The sequence below is a fragment of the Actinotalea subterranea genome (genome assembly GCF_008364845.1).
GTDB classification, from domain to species: Bacteria; Actinomycetota; Actinomycetes; order Actinomycetales; family Cellulomonadaceae; genus Actinotalea; species Actinotalea subterranea.
Map to the genome: position 1 here is coordinate 81,844 of NZ_VTTP01000009.1, position 14,197 is coordinate 96,040.

Annotated in this window: 14 protein-coding genes; 5 read left to right on the forward strand and 9 right to left on the reverse strand. The window is 74.6% G+C overall.

Annotation, left to right across the window (positions count from 1 at the left end; translation table 11 throughout):
• Positions 1 to 83 precede the first annotated feature (83 nt).
• Complete coding sequence (locus FZ988_RS14470; RefSeq protein WP_149204735.1) at positions 84 to 1,793, forward strand: AMP-binding protein; 1,710 nt, start codon at positions 84 to 86, stop codon at positions 1,791 to 1,793.
• Positions 1,794 to 1,797: 4 nt separating this feature from the next.
• Here FZ988_RS14470 and FZ988_RS14475 read toward each other — a convergent pair whose 3' ends face one another.
• From FZ988_RS14475 to FZ988_RS14485, 3 genes are all read right to left on the reverse strand, one after another.
• Positions 1,798 to 2,334, reverse strand: a complete 537-nt coding sequence (locus FZ988_RS14475; RefSeq protein WP_149204736.1) for a hypothetical protein — start codon at positions 2,332 to 2,334, stop codon at positions 1,798 to 1,800.
• A gap of 64 nt (positions 2,335 to 2,398) precedes the next feature.
• Complete coding sequence (gene nrdR, locus FZ988_RS14480; protein WP_149204737.1) at positions 2,399 to 2,914, reverse strand: transcriptional regulator NrdR; 516 nt, start codon at positions 2,912 to 2,914, stop codon at positions 2,399 to 2,401.
• A gap of 194 nt (positions 2,915 to 3,108) precedes the next feature.
• On the reverse strand, positions 3,109 to 3,543 hold the full coding sequence (locus FZ988_RS14485) for a LysM peptidoglycan-binding domain-containing protein (RefSeq protein WP_246169527.1): 435 nt from the start codon (positions 3,541 to 3,543) through the stop codon (positions 3,109 to 3,111).
• A gap of 248 nt (positions 3,544 to 3,791) precedes the next feature.
• On the opposite strand from FZ988_RS14485, the gene lexA reads away from it, so the two are divergent.
• A complete protein-coding gene (lexA, locus tag FZ988_RS14490; protein WP_149204738.1) occupies positions 3,792 to 4,568 on the forward strand; it encodes a transcriptional repressor LexA in 777 nt (258 codons plus the stop codon).
• 33 nt (positions 4,569 to 4,601) lie between these two features.
• Here the strand turns inward: lexA and FZ988_RS14495 are convergent, their stop codons facing one another.
• The 3 genes from FZ988_RS14495 to hflX all read right to left on the reverse strand — a co-directional run bounded on the left by FZ988_RS14495 (position 4,602) and on the right by hflX (position 9,456).
• Positions 4,602 to 5,591 (reverse strand): L-lactate dehydrogenase, encoded by a 990-nt coding sequence (locus FZ988_RS14495; protein ID WP_149204791.1) that lies wholly within the window; start codon positions 5,589 to 5,591, stop codon positions 4,602 to 4,604.
• Positions 5,592 to 5,674: 83 nt separating this feature from the next.
• Positions 5,675 to 7,918: an ATP-dependent DNA helicase gene (locus tag FZ988_RS14500; RefSeq protein ID WP_246169528.1), complete on the reverse strand. Its 2,244-nt coding sequence runs from the start codon at positions 7,916 to 7,918 to the stop codon at positions 5,675 to 5,677.
• A 50-nt stretch (positions 7,919 to 7,968) separates the two neighbouring features.
• Positions 7,969 to 9,456 carry a GTPase HflX gene (gene hflX, locus FZ988_RS14505; protein ID WP_149204739.1) on the reverse strand — a complete coding sequence of 496 codons (1,488 nt, stop codon included), beginning with the start codon at positions 9,454 to 9,456 and terminating at the stop codon, positions 7,969 to 7,971.
• Between the two features lie 278 nt (positions 9,457 to 9,734).
• Between hflX and FZ988_RS14510 the strand changes: the two genes are divergently transcribed.
• Positions 9,735 to 10,277 (forward strand): class I SAM-dependent methyltransferase, encoded by a 543-nt coding sequence (locus FZ988_RS14510; RefSeq protein ID WP_149204793.1) that lies wholly within the window; start codon positions 9,735 to 9,737, stop codon positions 10,275 to 10,277.
• A gap of 13 nt (positions 10,278 to 10,290) precedes the next feature.
• Here the strand turns inward: FZ988_RS14510 and dapF are convergent, their stop codons facing one another.
• Genes dapF through FZ988_RS14525 form a run of 3 tightly spaced genes read right to left on the reverse strand, consistent with a single transcriptional unit; the run spans position 10,291 to position 13,009 of the window.
• The gene (gene dapF / locus FZ988_RS14515; protein ID WP_149204740.1) at positions 10,291 to 11,283 is read right to left on the reverse strand and encodes a diaminopimelate epimerase; all 993 of its coding nucleotides are present in this window, start codon (positions 11,281 to 11,283) and stop codon (positions 10,291 to 10,293) included.
• The gene (gene miaA, locus FZ988_RS14520; protein ID WP_188079121.1) at positions 11,280 to 12,236 is read right to left on the reverse strand and encodes a tRNA (adenosine(37)-N6)-dimethylallyltransferase MiaA; all 957 of its coding nucleotides are present in this window, start codon (positions 12,234 to 12,236) and stop codon (positions 11,280 to 11,282) included. The genes dapF and miaA overlap by 4 nt, the downstream gene beginning before the upstream one ends.
• Positions 12,233 to 13,009, reverse strand: a complete 777-nt coding sequence (locus tag FZ988_RS14525) for a class III extradiol ring-cleavage dioxygenase family protein (protein ID WP_149204742.1) — start codon at positions 13,007 to 13,009, stop codon at positions 12,233 to 12,235. The genes miaA and FZ988_RS14525 overlap by 4 nt, the downstream gene beginning before the upstream one ends.
• Before the next feature lie 120 nt (positions 13,010 to 13,129).
• On the opposite strand from FZ988_RS14525, the gene FZ988_RS14530 reads away from it, so the two are divergent.
• Both FZ988_RS14530 and FZ988_RS14535 read left to right on the forward strand, forming a co-directional pair.
• Positions 13,130 to 13,705 (forward strand): type III secretion system chaperone family protein, encoded by a 576-nt coding sequence (locus FZ988_RS14530; RefSeq protein WP_149204743.1) that lies wholly within the window; start codon positions 13,130 to 13,132, stop codon positions 13,703 to 13,705.
• Entirely contained in the window at positions 13,702 to 14,196 is a 495-nt protein-coding gene (locus tag FZ988_RS14535; protein WP_246169529.1) for a type III secretion system chaperone family protein, read from the forward strand. Before FZ988_RS14530 ends, FZ988_RS14535 begins: the two co-directional genes overlap by 4 nt.
• Position 14,197: the final 1 nt, after the last annotated feature.

Here is a 14,197-nt window from a genome sequence, read left to right on the forward strand (position 1 = left end):
GCGCGGGGCGGAGCCCCGGCCACCCCGACGACGCGTGACCTACGGTGCGGTAACCTACGGCGCCGTAGGGATACCCTGGGGGCGTGAGCACCCCCCTGCCCCGCCCCTGGCTCGACTCCTACGCCCCGGGCGTGCCCGCGGACGTGGACGTACCGACCGAGCCGGTCACCGTGACCCTCGCCCGCAGCGCCGAGGCGTACCCCTCGCGGGTCGCCACCGACTTCATGGGTGCGGTGACGACGTACGACGCGCTGCTGCGGCGGGTGGAGCGGGCCGCTGAGGCCCTGCGCGAGATCGGCGTCCGGCCGGGTGACCGCGTCGCACTGGTCCTGCCCAACTGCGCGACGCACGTCGTCGCGTTCTACGCGGTCCTGCGCATCGGCGGTGTCGTCGTCGAGCACAACCCGACGTACTCGGCGAACGAGCTCGAGCACCAGCTGAGCGACAGCGGCGCCGTCGTGGCGATCGTGTGGGAGAAGGCCGTCGCTGCCGTCCAGGAGGTCCGGGCGGGGACCGACCTCCGCACCGTGATCGCGGTGAACCTGGCGTCCGACCTGCCCGGGGTCAAGCGGGCCGCGCTCTACCTGCCCGTCCCCGCCGCCCGCAAGACGCGCGCGTCGATGCGCTCCCGGGTCCGCGCCGACGCAGGCGTCCTGCGCTGGGACCGCCTGGTGGCGCACGCGCGACCGCTCCCGTCCGACCACCCCCAGCCGGGCCTGGACGACATCGCGCTCCTGCAGTACACCGGCGGCACGACCGGCACGCCCAAGGGCGCGGTGCTGCGGCACCGGCACGTCGCGGTCAACGCTGCGCAGGGTCAGGCCTGGACGCAGCACACCGAGGGCAACCAGACGATCTACGCCGCGCTGCCGTTCTTCCACGCGTTCGGGCTCATGCTGTGCCTGACGTACGCGATCCGTCTCGCGGCGACCATCGTGATCTTCCCGAAGTTCGACGTCGACAGCGTGCTCGCGGCGCAGCGGCGGCGGCCGGCCACGTTCATCCCCGGTGTCCCGCCGATGTTCGAGCGCCTCACGGCAGGAGCCCGGCGCACCGGCACCGACCTCACGTCCATCCGGCACGCGATCTCCGGCGCGATGTCGCTGTCCGGCGAGACGGCCGCGGGGTGGGAGGACGTCACGGGCGGCATCCTCGTGGAGGGCTACGGGATGACCGAGACGTCGCCCGTCGCCCTCGGCAGCCCGATGTCGCCCGAGCGACGGCCCGGGATGCTGGGCCTCCCCTTCCCGTCGACCTACGTGCGCGTCGTGGACCCGGAGGACCCGACGCGCGACGTCGAGCCGGGCGAGCGGGGCGAGCTCCTCATCAGCGGCCCGCAGGTCTTCGACGGGTACTGGAACCGCCCCGAGGACACGGCGGCCGTGCTGCTCGAGGACGGCGACCGGGTGTGGCTGCGCACGGGTGACGTCGTGGTCGTCGAGGACGGCGGGTTCGTGCGCCTCGTCGACCGCATCAAGGAGGTCATCATCACGGGCGGGTTCAACGTGTACCCCTCCCAGGTCGAGGACCACCTGCGCCAGATGCCCGGGATCCAGGACGTCGCCGTGGTCGGCATCCCCGGGGGCGACCTCGGCGAGAAGGTCGTGGCCGCCATCGTCCTCGCCGAGGGTGCGACCCGCATCGAGCTCGCCGCCGTGCGCGCATGGAGCGAGCAGAAGCTCGCGCGCTACGCGCACCCCCGGGACCTCGTCGTGCTCACGGAGCTGCCGCGCTCCCAGATCGGCAAGGTGCTGCGGCGCGTGGTGCGCGAGCAGATCATCGACAAGAGCTGACGCGTCACGCCCGAGCGGCGCCCGCCCGCAGGGCACGCGCGCGGACGTAGGCGTGCACCTCGGTCAGCGCCTCGAGCTGCGCCGCGGTCTGGTCCACGAGCCGGGCGGAGCGGCCGGGAGCCATGCCGCTCGCCTCGCCGAGCCCGTCCAGGGTCTGCCACAGCCCGAGCTTGCCGGCCACGGCGCTGCGAGCGATCTCCGTCTCCAGGAGCGCCGTCAGCGGGGAGCTGCGCACGATGCGGCCGTTCGCCTTGAGCCGTGCCGCGACCTCGCCCGCCCTGGCGACGGCCTGCTTCAGCGGCGACCCCGCCAGGCCGAGGGTCCCGATCAGACGCCTCAGCTCCTCACGCTCGTCGCTCACCTCGGCGGCGACGCGGGAGATCGTCGGTCCGACCCGCGTCCCCCTGAGCGTGCGTGCGAGACGCCCGATGCGGTGGGAGCCCGCGACCGCACCGGCGAGGTGGTCGCTGAGGTAGATCTCGAGCAGCTGCTCGTCGACCGGTGACGCGACGCCGCGGGGCGCCGTCGGGAGAGCTGACATCGCACCTCCAGGTGGGTGAGGTGCTCAGGTTCGCACCGCGGCCCCGCCCTCGCGACCGCTCGGGTCAGTCGGCGGCGGCCGGACCCGCAGAGGCGGGCGCCGCGTCCGACGGCGCTGCCTCGTCCGCAGCGTGCGCGTGCTCGGCGCGAAGCGCGGTGATCGCGCTCTCGAAGTCGTCGAGCGACTGGAACGCCTGGTAGACGCTTGCGAACCGCAGGTAGGCGACCTCGTCGAGCTCCCGCAGCGGCCCGAGGATCGCCAGGCCGATCTCGTGCGCGTCGAGCTCGGCACTGCCCGTGCTGCGCAGGGTCTCCTCGACTCGCTGGGCGAGCACGGCGAGGTCGTCCTCACTGACCGGGCGCCCCTGGCACGCCTTGCGCACGCCCGTGACGATCTTGTCCCTGCTGAACGGCTCGGTCACTCCCGACCGCTTGACCACGGACAGGCTGGCCGTCTCGATCGTCGTAAAACGCCGCTGGCACGCCGGGCACTGGCGTCGCCGCCTGATCGAGGATCCGTCGTCGGAGGTTCGTGAGTCGACGACGCGCGAGTCCGCGTGGCGGCAGAAGGGGCAGTGCACCGGGACGTCACCTCTCGGAACAGCAGGGACGCGCTCGCATCGGACGTCGGCGGCCCCCGTGTGCGCGCCGACCCGGACGGGTCGACGCGATACGTCGGCCACCGTACGGGGGCGCCCCAGGCGGTGCAAGAATCTCGCCGCTCTCACAGGCCCGTGCGACGCCTCGCCCAGGGCCGGCGGCACCCGTGCCGGTGTCAGGACTGCGCGGGCACCAGGATCTGCTGCCCGGCCTGCAGCTCGACGCCGTCGAGGCCGTTGACCTCGGCGATCCGGTCCACAACGTCGCGGATGTCCTGGCCGGGCCCGGCGACCTCACCGGCGATGGCCCACAGCGTCTCTCCCGCCGCCACGGTGCGGGCGACGACCGGCACCGCGTCCGCCGGGCCGTCTGCCATGGCCCGCTGCGCCGACAAGCCGGCACCGAGCGCGAGGATGCTCGCGAGCACGATCACCACGGCCCTCCCCCGCCTCGTCAGCCGGACCGAGCCGGTACCGGCGCTCGCGTTCGAGGGTGCGTCCACGCGGGACCCACGCATGACAGCCGCGGAGCTCGTGCCCTGCCCGACCCGGCGCCGCCGAGGCGCACCCGCACCGAGAGCCGGGTGGTTGTCCCAAGCGATCGCGCTCATGGTCGTCTCCTCGTGAATCGTCGAACACCTGTTCGTCGAACGTCTGTACGATGTGTAGCACGGAATCCCGCGCGATGTCGAGACACGCTCGAACAGGTGTTTGATCCCTAACCGCGGCGCCCCTAGGGTGGGAGCCACGAGAAGAGCCCACCACCGACCACTGACACGGCCCCGGGGCCCGCGTCAGGGCACCGGTGGCGGGCGGCCCGTCAGGCACCGCGGACGGACCGAGCAGGACCCGACGACGCATGGACGACTTGGCCCAGGAGGTCACCGTGGCAGCGAGAACCACCCCACCGACGGGGTCCGACGGGACGCTCGCCTCCGTCCACGCGCTGCCGGACGGCGCAGCCGACGGGAACGGCCTGACCAGCAGGCAGCGGCTCGTGCTCGAGACCATCCGGTCGAGCGTCGAGAGCCGCGGGTACCCGCCCAGCATGCGTGAGATCGGGGAGGCCGTCGGTCTGACGAGCCCATCCTCCGTCAAGCACCAGCTGACGGTCCTGGAGCGCAAGGGGTACCTGCGGCGGGACCCGAACCGCCCCCGGGCCATCGAGGTCGTCCACCCGGACGACTCGCGCGCGATCAGCCCCTTCGGCGCCGAGGTCGGGCACGCCGAGGACGACCTCGCGCGCGGCGACGCGACACCCACGCCCTCCTACGTCCCCGTGGTCGGCCGGATCGCCGCCGGCGGACCGATCCTTGCCGAGCAGGTCGTGGAGGACGTCTTCCCGCTGCCGCGTCAGCTCGTGGGCGACGGGGAGCTGTTCCTCCTCAAGGTCGCGGGCGACTCGATGATCGACGCCGCGATCTGCGACGGCGACTGGGTGGTCGTCCGCAGGCAGCCGGTCGCCGAGAACGGGGAGATCGTCGCGGCCATGATCGACGGCGAGGCGACGGTCAAGACCCTGCGCCGCGCCGACGGCCACGTGTGGCTGCTCCCGCAGAACCCGTCGTACGCACCGATCCCGGGCGACGACGCGGTCGTGCTCGGGCGCGTCGTCACGGTCCTTCGCAGCCTCTGACCTGCGCGCGCGGGACGGTCAGGTCCCGCGCCGCTACAGCCCGAACTGGCGCGCGACCGAGCGCAGGGCCTCGGCGGAGCTGCGCAGGCCGCTGAGCTCCTCGTCGCTCATGGCGACCTCGAGCCGCGCACCGACCCCGTGCCTCCCGACGATCGACGGCACCGAGAGGCACACGTCCGAGATGCCGAGGTACCCGTCGAGCAGGGACGAGACGGGCAGGACGCGCCGCTCGTCGTTGAGCACGGCCTCGATGATGCGCGAGCCGGCGAGGGCCACGGCGTAGTTGGTCGCGCCCTTGCCCGCGATGATCCGGTAGGCGGAGTTGACGACCTCTTCCGCGATGCGCTTGCGGTCCGCGGAGCCCAACCGCCCCTCGACCCGGCCGTCCGGGCCCATGACGCCCGGCCACTGCATGAGGGGCACCGACCCGATGGTCGCCGAGCTCCACAGCGGGATCTCGGAGTCGCCGTGCTCCCCGGCGATGTACGCGTGGATGTTCTGGACGGCGACGCCCGTGTGCTGGGCGAGCAGGTACCGCAGGCGTGACGAGTCGAGGACCGTGCCGGAGCCGAAGAGCTGGTTCGCGGGCAGCCCCGAGATCTTGAGAGCGGCGTACGTGACGATGTCGACGGGGTTCGTGACCATCACGTAGACGGCGTCGGGTGCGACCTCCACCAGCCGCGGAAGGATCGAGCGGACCAGGGAGATCGTGGCCTCCGCGAGGTCGATCCTGGTCTGGCCGGGCTTCTGCTTGGCGCCCGCCGTCACGACGACGACGTCGGCCCCCGCGCACACCGCGATGTCGTCGGAGCCGACGACGTCGGCCATGGGCATGAACTGGATGCCGTGGCCGATGTCGAGCGCCTCGGCCTCGACCTTCGCCGCGTTGATGTCGTACAGCGCCACGGTGCGCGCGGCGCCGCGCATCAGAGCGGCGTACGCCATCGTCGACCCGACGGAGCCCGCACCGACCACGGCGAGCTTGGTCGTCCTGCGTCCCGCGGGGACCGCGTCCAGGCCCATCTCGTCCGCCTCGCTGATCCGACGCTCGGCACGCCCGTTGCTGTCCACCACGATGCTCCCTGTCGTTCGGTCCTCGGTGTGCCTCACCCTACGGCCGGGGTGGCCGGCGCCGCGCCCCTCGCGAGCCTGGCGAGCGCGGCCAGCGCGACCGCGCGGTCCGTCGTCTGCCAGAACGGCGGCATGCTGCGTGCGAGGAACGACCCGTACCTCGCGGTCGCGAGACGTGGGTCGAGGACGGCGACGACGCCGCGGTCCGTGTCCGTCCGGATGAGCCGGCCCGCACCCTGCGCGAGGAGGAGCGCCGCGTGGCTCGCCGACACCGTCATGAAGCCGTTCCCACCCGACGCCTCGACAGCCTCCGTGCGCGCGGACCGGACCGGGTCGTCGGGCCGCGGGAACGGGATCCGGTCGATGAGCACGAGCCGGCACGCGTCGCCGGGGACGTCGACCCCCTGCCACAGGGAGAGCGTCCCGAACAGGCACGTCCGCCCGTCCTGCGCGAACTGCCGGACGAGGGTCGGGAGCTGGTCGTCGCCCTGGCACAGGATCGGCACGTCGAGGCGTTCGCGCATCGCCTCCGCAGCCGCGACCGCCGCCCGGCGGGACGAGAACAGGCCGAGGGTCGCCCCGTCCGCGGCGCTGACGAGCTCGGCGATCTCGTCGAGCTGCGCCTGCGTGGTCGGCTCACGCCCCGGCGCGGGAAGGTGCCTGGCGACGTACAGGATCCCGCTGCGCGGGTAGTCGAACGGGCTGCCCACGTCGAGCCCACGCCACGCCCGGGCGACCGCTGGGTCGTGCGACGGCGCCGCCAGGGGTGCGGCGGGTGCGTCCACCTCGCCCTGCGCCTCCTGCTCCGGGTCGAGCCCGACGCTCCTGGCCACGGGCGTGAAGCTGCCGCCGAGCGCGAGGGTCGCCGAGGTGAGCACGGCCGTGCGTCCCGTCAGCAGGTGTGCGCGCACGAGGCCCGCCACCGCGAGCGGCGCCGCGTGCAGGCGAGACGCGCCCGAACGGCCGAAGCCCTGGTCGCCCCGCGCGCACCACAGCACGTCCAAGCCGTTGCTCGCGGCGTCGCCGCTCATGCGTTCCGCGATCTCGAACACGGCCAGCACCGCGGAGACAGCCATCTTGAGGCCCCCCTCGGCCTGGCTCGCCGCGGGGCCGCCGGGCTCGGGCTTGAGGGCCGTCAGGAGCCCGCGCATCCCGTCGCGGACAGCCGCGACGGCCATGGCCGCCTCGGGTGGCAGGCCACCCCTGAACCGTCCCTCGGGCAGCGCGGCGAGCGCGGTGCCGAGCGCCTGCGTCGCCGTGTCGAGCTCGGTCGTCTGGACGCCGCCGTGACGGCGGGCGAGCCGTGCCGCATGCTCCACGGTCGCGACCGACAGCTCTGCCGTGGCCTGGGCCGTGACGCGGTCCGTGAGCTCGTGCGCCTCGTCCACGACGAGCACGTCGTGCTCGGGCAGGACGCCCGGGGAGCCCCCGGCGGCGATCCCGAGCATCGCGTGGTTCGTCACGACGACGTCAGCCTCGCGTGCACGCGCGCGGGCCTGCTCCGGGAAGCACTCCTCGACCAGCGGGCACTTGCTGCCCAGGCACTCCATCGCGGTGACCGAGACCTGCCGCCACGCGCGGTCGGGCACGCCCGGCACGAGGTCGTCCCGGTCGCCCGTCGTCGTCTCGTCGGCCCACTCGCGCAGCCGCAGGACCTGACGGCCCAGCTCGCCCACGCCACCGCCTGTCGCGCCCGGCTCGTCCGCCCCGGTGAGGGCGGGGTGCTCCGCAGCCCCGGGCGACTCGCCGACGGCCGCGAACAGCGTCCCCGGCTCGTCCTGGGGATAGCCGCCGGCGACCTTCTGCAGGCACAGGTAGTTGTGCCAGCCCTTGAGCAGCGCGATCTGCGGCGCGCGTGGGAGCTGCGGCGCGACGGCGGCGGCGACGAGCGGGAGGTCACGCGTCATGACCTGCCGCTGGAGCGCCAGGGTCGCCGTCGAGACGACCACGCGCTCGTCGGCGACGACCGCGTGCCGCACCGCCGGCACGAGGTACGCGAGCGACTTGCCCGTGCCCGTGCCCGCCTGGACGAGCAGGTGCTCGCGACGGTCGATCGATGCGGCCACGGCGCGCGCCATGGCGTGCTGTCCATCCCGGCGACGACCCCCGAGCGCCGTGACGGCGAGGTCGAGGAGGGCGTCGGCCGCAGCCGTCTCACCCGTCGGTGCCGTCTCGGCGGCGTCGGCCCGACGGGGGGCGCCGTCGGGCGTCGGGTGCCCGGACGTCCCCGGCCCGTCCTGCCCGTCGTCCGACGACGAGGACGTGCGCTTCCGACTCACCCGGGAAGCCTAGATGCTCGACCCGCCGCCCCCGACCTCGTCCCCGGGTCTCAGCCGACGGAGACGGCCCGCAGCTCGGCAGCCAGGTCCGGGTCGACGCGTCCGCGCAGGACCGTGCCCTGCTCCGTGTGCTCCTCGGCCTCGATCTCGCCCGCGGTGTGCGCGCGGCTCACGAGGTCGCCCCGCCGGTACGGCACGACGACGTCGACGGTCTCGAGGGGGTGGGGCAGCTCGGCGGCGATCCTCTCCCGCAGGTCTTCGATGCCCGCTCCTGTGTGGGCCGAGACGACGACCGAACGCGGCTCGCGTCGCCGCAGGCGGGCGACCACGTCGGGGTCGGCGACGTCGGCCTTGTTGAGCACCACGAGCTCGGGGATCGCACCCGCGCCCTCGATCTCCGCGAGCACGGCGCGGACGGCCGCCACCTGGCCCTCGGGGTCCGGGTGCGAGACGTCGACGACGTGCAGGATGAGGTCGGCGTCCCCGACCTCCTCGAGCGTGGAGCGGAACGCCTCGACGAGCTGGGTCGGCAGGGACCGCACGAACCCGACGGTGTCGGAGAGCGTGTAGGCGCGGCCGTCGGGTGTCTGGGCCCGCCGCACCGTGGGGTCGAGGGTCGCGAACAGGGCGTTCTCCACGAGCACACCCGCGCCCGTCAACCGGTTCAGGAGGCTCGACTTGCCCGCGTTCGTGTACCCCGCGATCGCGACCGACGGCACGTGGTGCCGCCTGCGGGACGAGCGCTGCGTCGCCCGGGACGGTGCCATCGCCGCGATCTCCCGGCGGAGCTTGGCCATGCGTGTGCGGATGCGTCGGCGGTCGAGCTCGATCTTGGTCTCGCCAGGACCGCGCGAGCCGATCCCCGCGCCCGCCGCGACGCGGCCTCCGGCCTGCCGGGACATGGACTCGCCCCAGCCCCGCAGCCGCGGCAGCAGGTACTCGAGCTGCGCGAGCTCGACCTGCGCCTTGCCCTCACGGGACTTCGCGTGCTGGGCGAAGATGTCGAGGATCAGCGCGGTCCGGTCGATGACCTTGACCTTGACGATGTCCTCGAGGCTGCGCCGCTGCGACGGCGCCAGGTCGGCGTCGACGATCACCGTGTCGGCGCCCGTCGCCTGGACGATCCCCGCGAGCTCCGCGGCCTTGCCGGAGCCCAGGTACGTCCCCGGGTCTGGGTGGGACCGTCGCTGGAGGATCCCGTCGAGCACCTCGGAGCCCGCTGTCTCCGCGAGCGCGGCGAGCTCGCGCAAGGACAGCTCGGCGTCCTCCCCCGTACCTGACGTCCACACCCCGGCGAGCACGACCCGCTCGAGGCGCAGCTGCCGGTACTCGACCTCCGTGACGTCCGTGAGCTCGGTGGACAGGCCCGAGACGCGGCGCAGGGCGGCACGGTCCTCGCGGTCGAGCTGCTCCCCGTCGGTCTCGGTGTGGCGGGTCGCGCCGTCGTCCAGCGCGGTCCCTGCCCTGGCCAGCACGCGGGCGACCACGGCGTCGGCGAGCTCGCGTGAGCTCCGGGCATCGTTCTCGGGGTTGGTCATCGGGTCCTTCCGTCGACCTCTAGCGTCGCACGCGGCGTGTCGCGGTGCGAAACGATTACGCCGTGGGCGGGACGCCGCGCGCGACGTCGGCGCACCGGGCCGGGCGCGCCGTACCGCCGCACGTCCGCAGCCCCACCCCCGTGCGCCTCGGTACAGTTCGGCACGTGCCCGACGACGCCGAGGAGCCGCGCGCGGCCCACCCACCCGTGACCGCGGACCCGACGGCAGGCGACCACTACTTCACGGCCACGCCGGCGTCGCCCGCGGAGCAGCGCCGCATGGACGTGCGGCTGGCGGGGCGCGACGTGAGCGTGTGGACGGCGGGCGGCATCTTCTCGCCCGGTCGCGTGGACCTCGGCACGCAGGTGCTGCTGCGCACCGTCCCCCCGGCACCGGCGCACGGCCACCTCCTCGACCTGGGCTGCGGCTGGGGCCCCGTCGCGCTGACGCTCGCGCTCGAGTCGCCCGAGGCGCACGTGTGGGCCGTGGACGTGAACGCGCGGGCGCTGGACCTCCTGCGGCGCTCCGCCCGGGACCTAGGCCTCGCGAACGTCAGCGCCGTGACGCCGGACGAGGTCCCGCAGGACGTGCTGTTCGCGGCCGTGTGGTCCAACCCGCCGATCCGCGTCGGCAAGGACGCGCTGCACGCGATGCTGACCCGCTGGCTCCCCCGCCTGGACGACGGTGCCGACGCGCACCTGGTCGTGCAGCGCAACCTCGGGGCGGACTCGCTGCAGCGGTGGATCGCGAGCGAGCTCGCCATGCCGGTCACGAAGGTCGCGAGTGCGAAGGGCTTCCGCGTCCTGCGCGTGACGCACTAGGCCGCGGCCGGTCTCACCGCGGCAGGGCCTCCAGGTCCACGACCGCCTCGGCCACGAGCACCGCAGGACCCGCGAGCTCGACGTGACCGCCGTCGAGCACCCGCACGCGGACTGTCCCGCCCGGCACCTCGACCGTCCACACGTCGGGCGCACCGGCGCCGGCCCACGTGCGCACCGCCAACGCGGCGGCGCACGCCCCGGTCCCGCACGAGCGGGTCTCCCCGACGCCTCGCTCGTGCACGCGCATCCGGACCACGCCCGTGAGGCCGCCGTCGGCCTCGGTGCGCTCGCCCAGCGGGACCACGAGCTCGACGTTGGTGCCCCGCGGCGGCTCGGGCACGACGTCGGGCGCGACGCTCAGGTCCGCACGCGCGAGCTCGCCCGCGTCGGCGAGCACGAGGACGGTGTGGGGGTTGCCGAGGTCGACGCTCAGGCCCGGGCGGACGACGTCCAGGCCGCGCACGGTCACCTCGGCGTCACCACCCGCCTCGACGGCCCCTGCGCCGCCCGGCAGGTGCCACGGCCCCATGTCCACGGCGTACCAGTCGGCGCCCCGGCCCGTCGGGTCCGTGACACGGCGGACCCGGCGCACCCCGGCACGCGTGCCCAGCACGAGCTCGCCGCTGCCGTCCCACGCGCCGACGTGCTCCGCGAGCCGCGCGACGACCCGGACGCCGTTCCCGCACATCTCCGCGACGCTCCCGTCGGCGTTGCGGTAGTCCATGAACCACACGGCGCGCGGGTCCTCGACGAGGGAGGCCGCCCCCTCGGGCAGCGCCCGGCTCGCGACGAGCCGGATGACGCCGTCGCCACCGACGCCCGCACGCCGGTCCGCGAGCGCACGCACGAGCTCGGGCGTCAGGTCCAGGTCACCGGCGCGGTCGTCGACGAGCACGAAGTCGTTCTGCGTCCCGTGGCCCTTGAGCACGGCCAGGGTGCTCGACGGGGCCCCGTCGGGTCGTGACCCTCCCGTCGGCGTGGCGGACGACGCGCTCGGTGCAGTCATGACCCGAGGGTACGGCGACGCTGACCCGGGTCGGGCAGGCGTCCGGCGTCGGCCGCCCCGACGAGCTCGAGGGCTCGGTCGACGAGGTCGGGCCGTTGCGCGTCGAGCCAGTGGACGCGCGGGTCCCGGCCGAACCAGCCCATCTGCTTGCGGGCGAGCCGCCGGGTGCCCGCGACGACGGCCTCACGCGCGGCCGCCTCGGTGAGGTCGCCGCGAAGCATGGCGAGGACCTCCGCGTACCCGACGGCGCGCGCGGCGGTGCGCCCCATGCCACGGGCGGCGAGGCCGCGGACCTCCTCGACCAGGCCCGCGTCCCACATGCGTCCGACGCGGGCCTCGACCCGGCGGTCGAGGGCCTCCCGCGCGTGGTCGAGCCCGATCTGCACGGCCGGCACGGCGTACACCTGCTCCGGCAACGACGCGCTGTACGCCCGTCCGGTGATCTCGATGACCTCGAGGGCACGCACGATGCGGCGGGTGTTCGCGCGGCCGATCGCCCTGGCCGCCTCCGGGTCGACGGCTGCGAGCTCGTCGTGGAGGAGGCCCGGACCCACCTCGAGGGCGCGCTGCTCGAGGCGCGCGCGGACGGCGGGGTCCACGGGTGCGAGCTCCATCCGGTCGAGCAGGGCGCGGACGTACAGGCCCGACCCGCCGACCACGACGGCCCGGCTCCCGCGCGCCTGCACCGCACCGATGTCGGCGCGCGCATGGCGCTGGTACGCGGCCACGGACGCGTCCTCGCCCACGTCGAGGACGTCGAGCTGGTGGTGGGCGACGCCGCGGCGGTCGGCCGGCGAGAGCTTCGCGGTGCCGATGTCCATGCCGCGGTAGAGCTGCATGGCGTCGGCGTTGACGACCTCTCCGCCGAGCGCCTGCGCGAGCGCCACCCCGAGGTCCGACTTGCCCGTCGCGGTCGGCCCGACGACGGCGACGACGAGGCCCGGTGCGCTCACCGGGGCGCCCACAGGACGACGGCGTAGGTCGCGCCGAGCGGCGCCCCCACCAGGCGCACCTGCGCGGTGACCGCCTCGTCGGGCCCACCGCCTGCCGCCACCTCCGCCGCGCCCCTGAGCACCTCGCACGGCCCCCAGGCCGTGATCGCGAGCTCGGCCGCCAGCGCGCGTGGCACCGCGACGGCGCCGGGGCTGGACGTCGCGCCCGGGCCGGTCGGCCACCCGAGGCGCGCGAGGTCGTCCAGCAGCGCAGCGTCGACCGCGACCGCGCGGGGGTCCTCGGCCAGGGGCGCGTCCGGGCCACGACGCGCGCTGAGCGACCCCACCAGGAGGAGCATGACCCGGTCCGCACCGTCCGCGAGGGACGCCCCGAGCGCGCGCAGCGCGACCCCGTCGTCGTCAGTCCCTGTCCAGCTCACCGCACCCGTCCAGCCCGCGGCGCGCAGGACCAGTGCGGCGACGGCGAGCGCGACGTCCGCGAGCACGGGACCGCGGGCCTCGCCCGGGACCGCCCACGCGCCCGACGCCCAAGCATCGTCCGGGATCCCGGCCGCGGCCAGCGTCGGGCGCACCTGGTCGAGACCGACGGGGTCCATGGTGCGAGGCCGCCCGCGCGGACCGACGAGGACGACCCGGTCGGGCCGCCCGGAGCGCAGGCCGTCACGCACCGCCGCGACCGCGGCGGACCGCTCGTCACGCAGCACGTCAGCCGTCCCGGCGGCGCCCGGGACGAGCAGCGCGGTCTCGGGGACGAGGACGGCAGCGGCGAGCACGCCACGACCGTAGCCGGAGCGCGGTGTGCCGTGCGCCCACGGCGCTCGGGCCGTCACCCGATCCGGGCGATGCCACGGCGCGTCGGGCCGCAGGACCTCGGGGCCGGGTATGGTGCCACGATGGGCTTCTTCTCCTGGGTCCGCCGGGTACGCGACGTCACGCCCGAGCTCTCCGGGTCGGGCACCTCGGGACGCCCCCTCGGCGGCCTCCTGGGTGGTCCTGCGCGTGACGCACCCGCACAGGGCGGCGCTGCCGAGCCCGACGTCCCCACGCCCCTGACGAACGAGCGCCTCGGCGCGTGGTTCACGCGTCACGGCTACCGCTACTTCGTGGACGACGAGGGCGACGTGGGCGGCGTCTGGCGAGGGCGGCTCTTCTACTTCTTCCTCTTCGGCGAGCACCAGGAGATCCTCCAGGTACGCGGCCAGTGGAACCGTGAGTTCGCGATCGAGCGACTCCCCGACGTGCTCGAGATCTGCAACGAGTGGAACGCCGACCGCATCTGGCCGAAGGCGTACGTGCGGGTCCGCGACGACGGCATGGTCCACATGACGTGCGAGGTCGCGACGGACCTCGAGCACGGCGTGACCGACGCCCAGCTCGGCCAGCTCCTGCACTGCGGCGTGAGCGCGACCAGCAGCTTGTTCGACACGCTCGACGAGATGTTCCCCGACCCCGCGGCGACGGCACCGTGAACGCGCCCTGGCGCCGCCCGGCGCCCGACGACGGCACCCCGTCGACCGGCCCCGCAGCCGTGACACGCCTCGCCCAGCGTCCACGCCCGCTCGACAGCGCCCGCGTCGAGGCGTACCTGGTCGGTCAGGGCTACCACGTGCACCGCGACGAGGACGACGACCTCACCGGCACCTGGGACGGCGACCGGTTCTGGTTCCTGCTCCTCGGCGACGACCACGAGGTGCTCCAGGTCCGTGGCCGCTGGCACCGGACGCTCCCGGAGGAGCGCAGGGCCGCGGCGCTGCTCGCCGTCAACGACTGGAACCGCGAGCGCATCTGGCCCAAGGCCTACCTGCGCTCGGAGGACGGCGCGCTCGCGCTGTACGGAGAGGTCTCGGTCGACCTCGAGCACGGCGTCACGGACGACCAGCTGGCCCAGCTGGTCGCCTGCGGGCTCGGGACGGGCGTTCAGCTGTTCGCGGCGCTCGCGACGCTCGTGCCCGAGGACTGAC

Bases quoted from the DNA above. Each gene is read 5' to 3' on its own strand.
- FZ988_RS14475 (WP_149204736.1), bottom strand. From the start codon at position 2,334: ATGTCAGCTCTCCCGACGGCGCCCCGCGGCGTCGCGTCACCGGTCGAC.
- FZ988_RS14485 (WP_246169527.1), bottom strand. From the start codon at position 3,543: ATGAGCGCGATCGCTTGGGACAACCACCCGGCTCTCGGTGCGGGTGCG.
- lexA (WP_149204738.1), top strand. From the start codon at position 3,792: ATGGACGACTTGGCCCAGGAGGTCACCGTGGCAGCGAGAACCACCCCA.
- FZ988_RS14495 (WP_149204791.1), bottom strand. From the start codon at position 5,591: ATGGGCCTGGACGCGGTCCCCGCGGGACGCAGGACGACCAAGCTCGCC.
- hflX (WP_149204739.1), bottom strand. From the start codon at position 9,456: ATGACCAACCCCGAGAACGATGCCCGGAGCTCACGCGAGCTCGCCGAC.
- FZ988_RS14510 (WP_149204793.1), top strand. From the start codon at position 9,735: ATGGACGTGCGGCTGGCGGGGCGCGACGTGAGCGTGTGGACGGCGGGC.
- dapF (WP_149204740.1), bottom strand. From the start codon at position 11,283: ATGACTGCACCGAGCGCGTCGTCCGCCACGCCGACGGGAGGGTCACGA.
- FZ988_RS14530 (WP_149204743.1), top strand. From the start codon at position 13,130: ATGGGCTTCTTCTCCTGGGTCCGCCGGGTACGCGACGTCACGCCCGAG.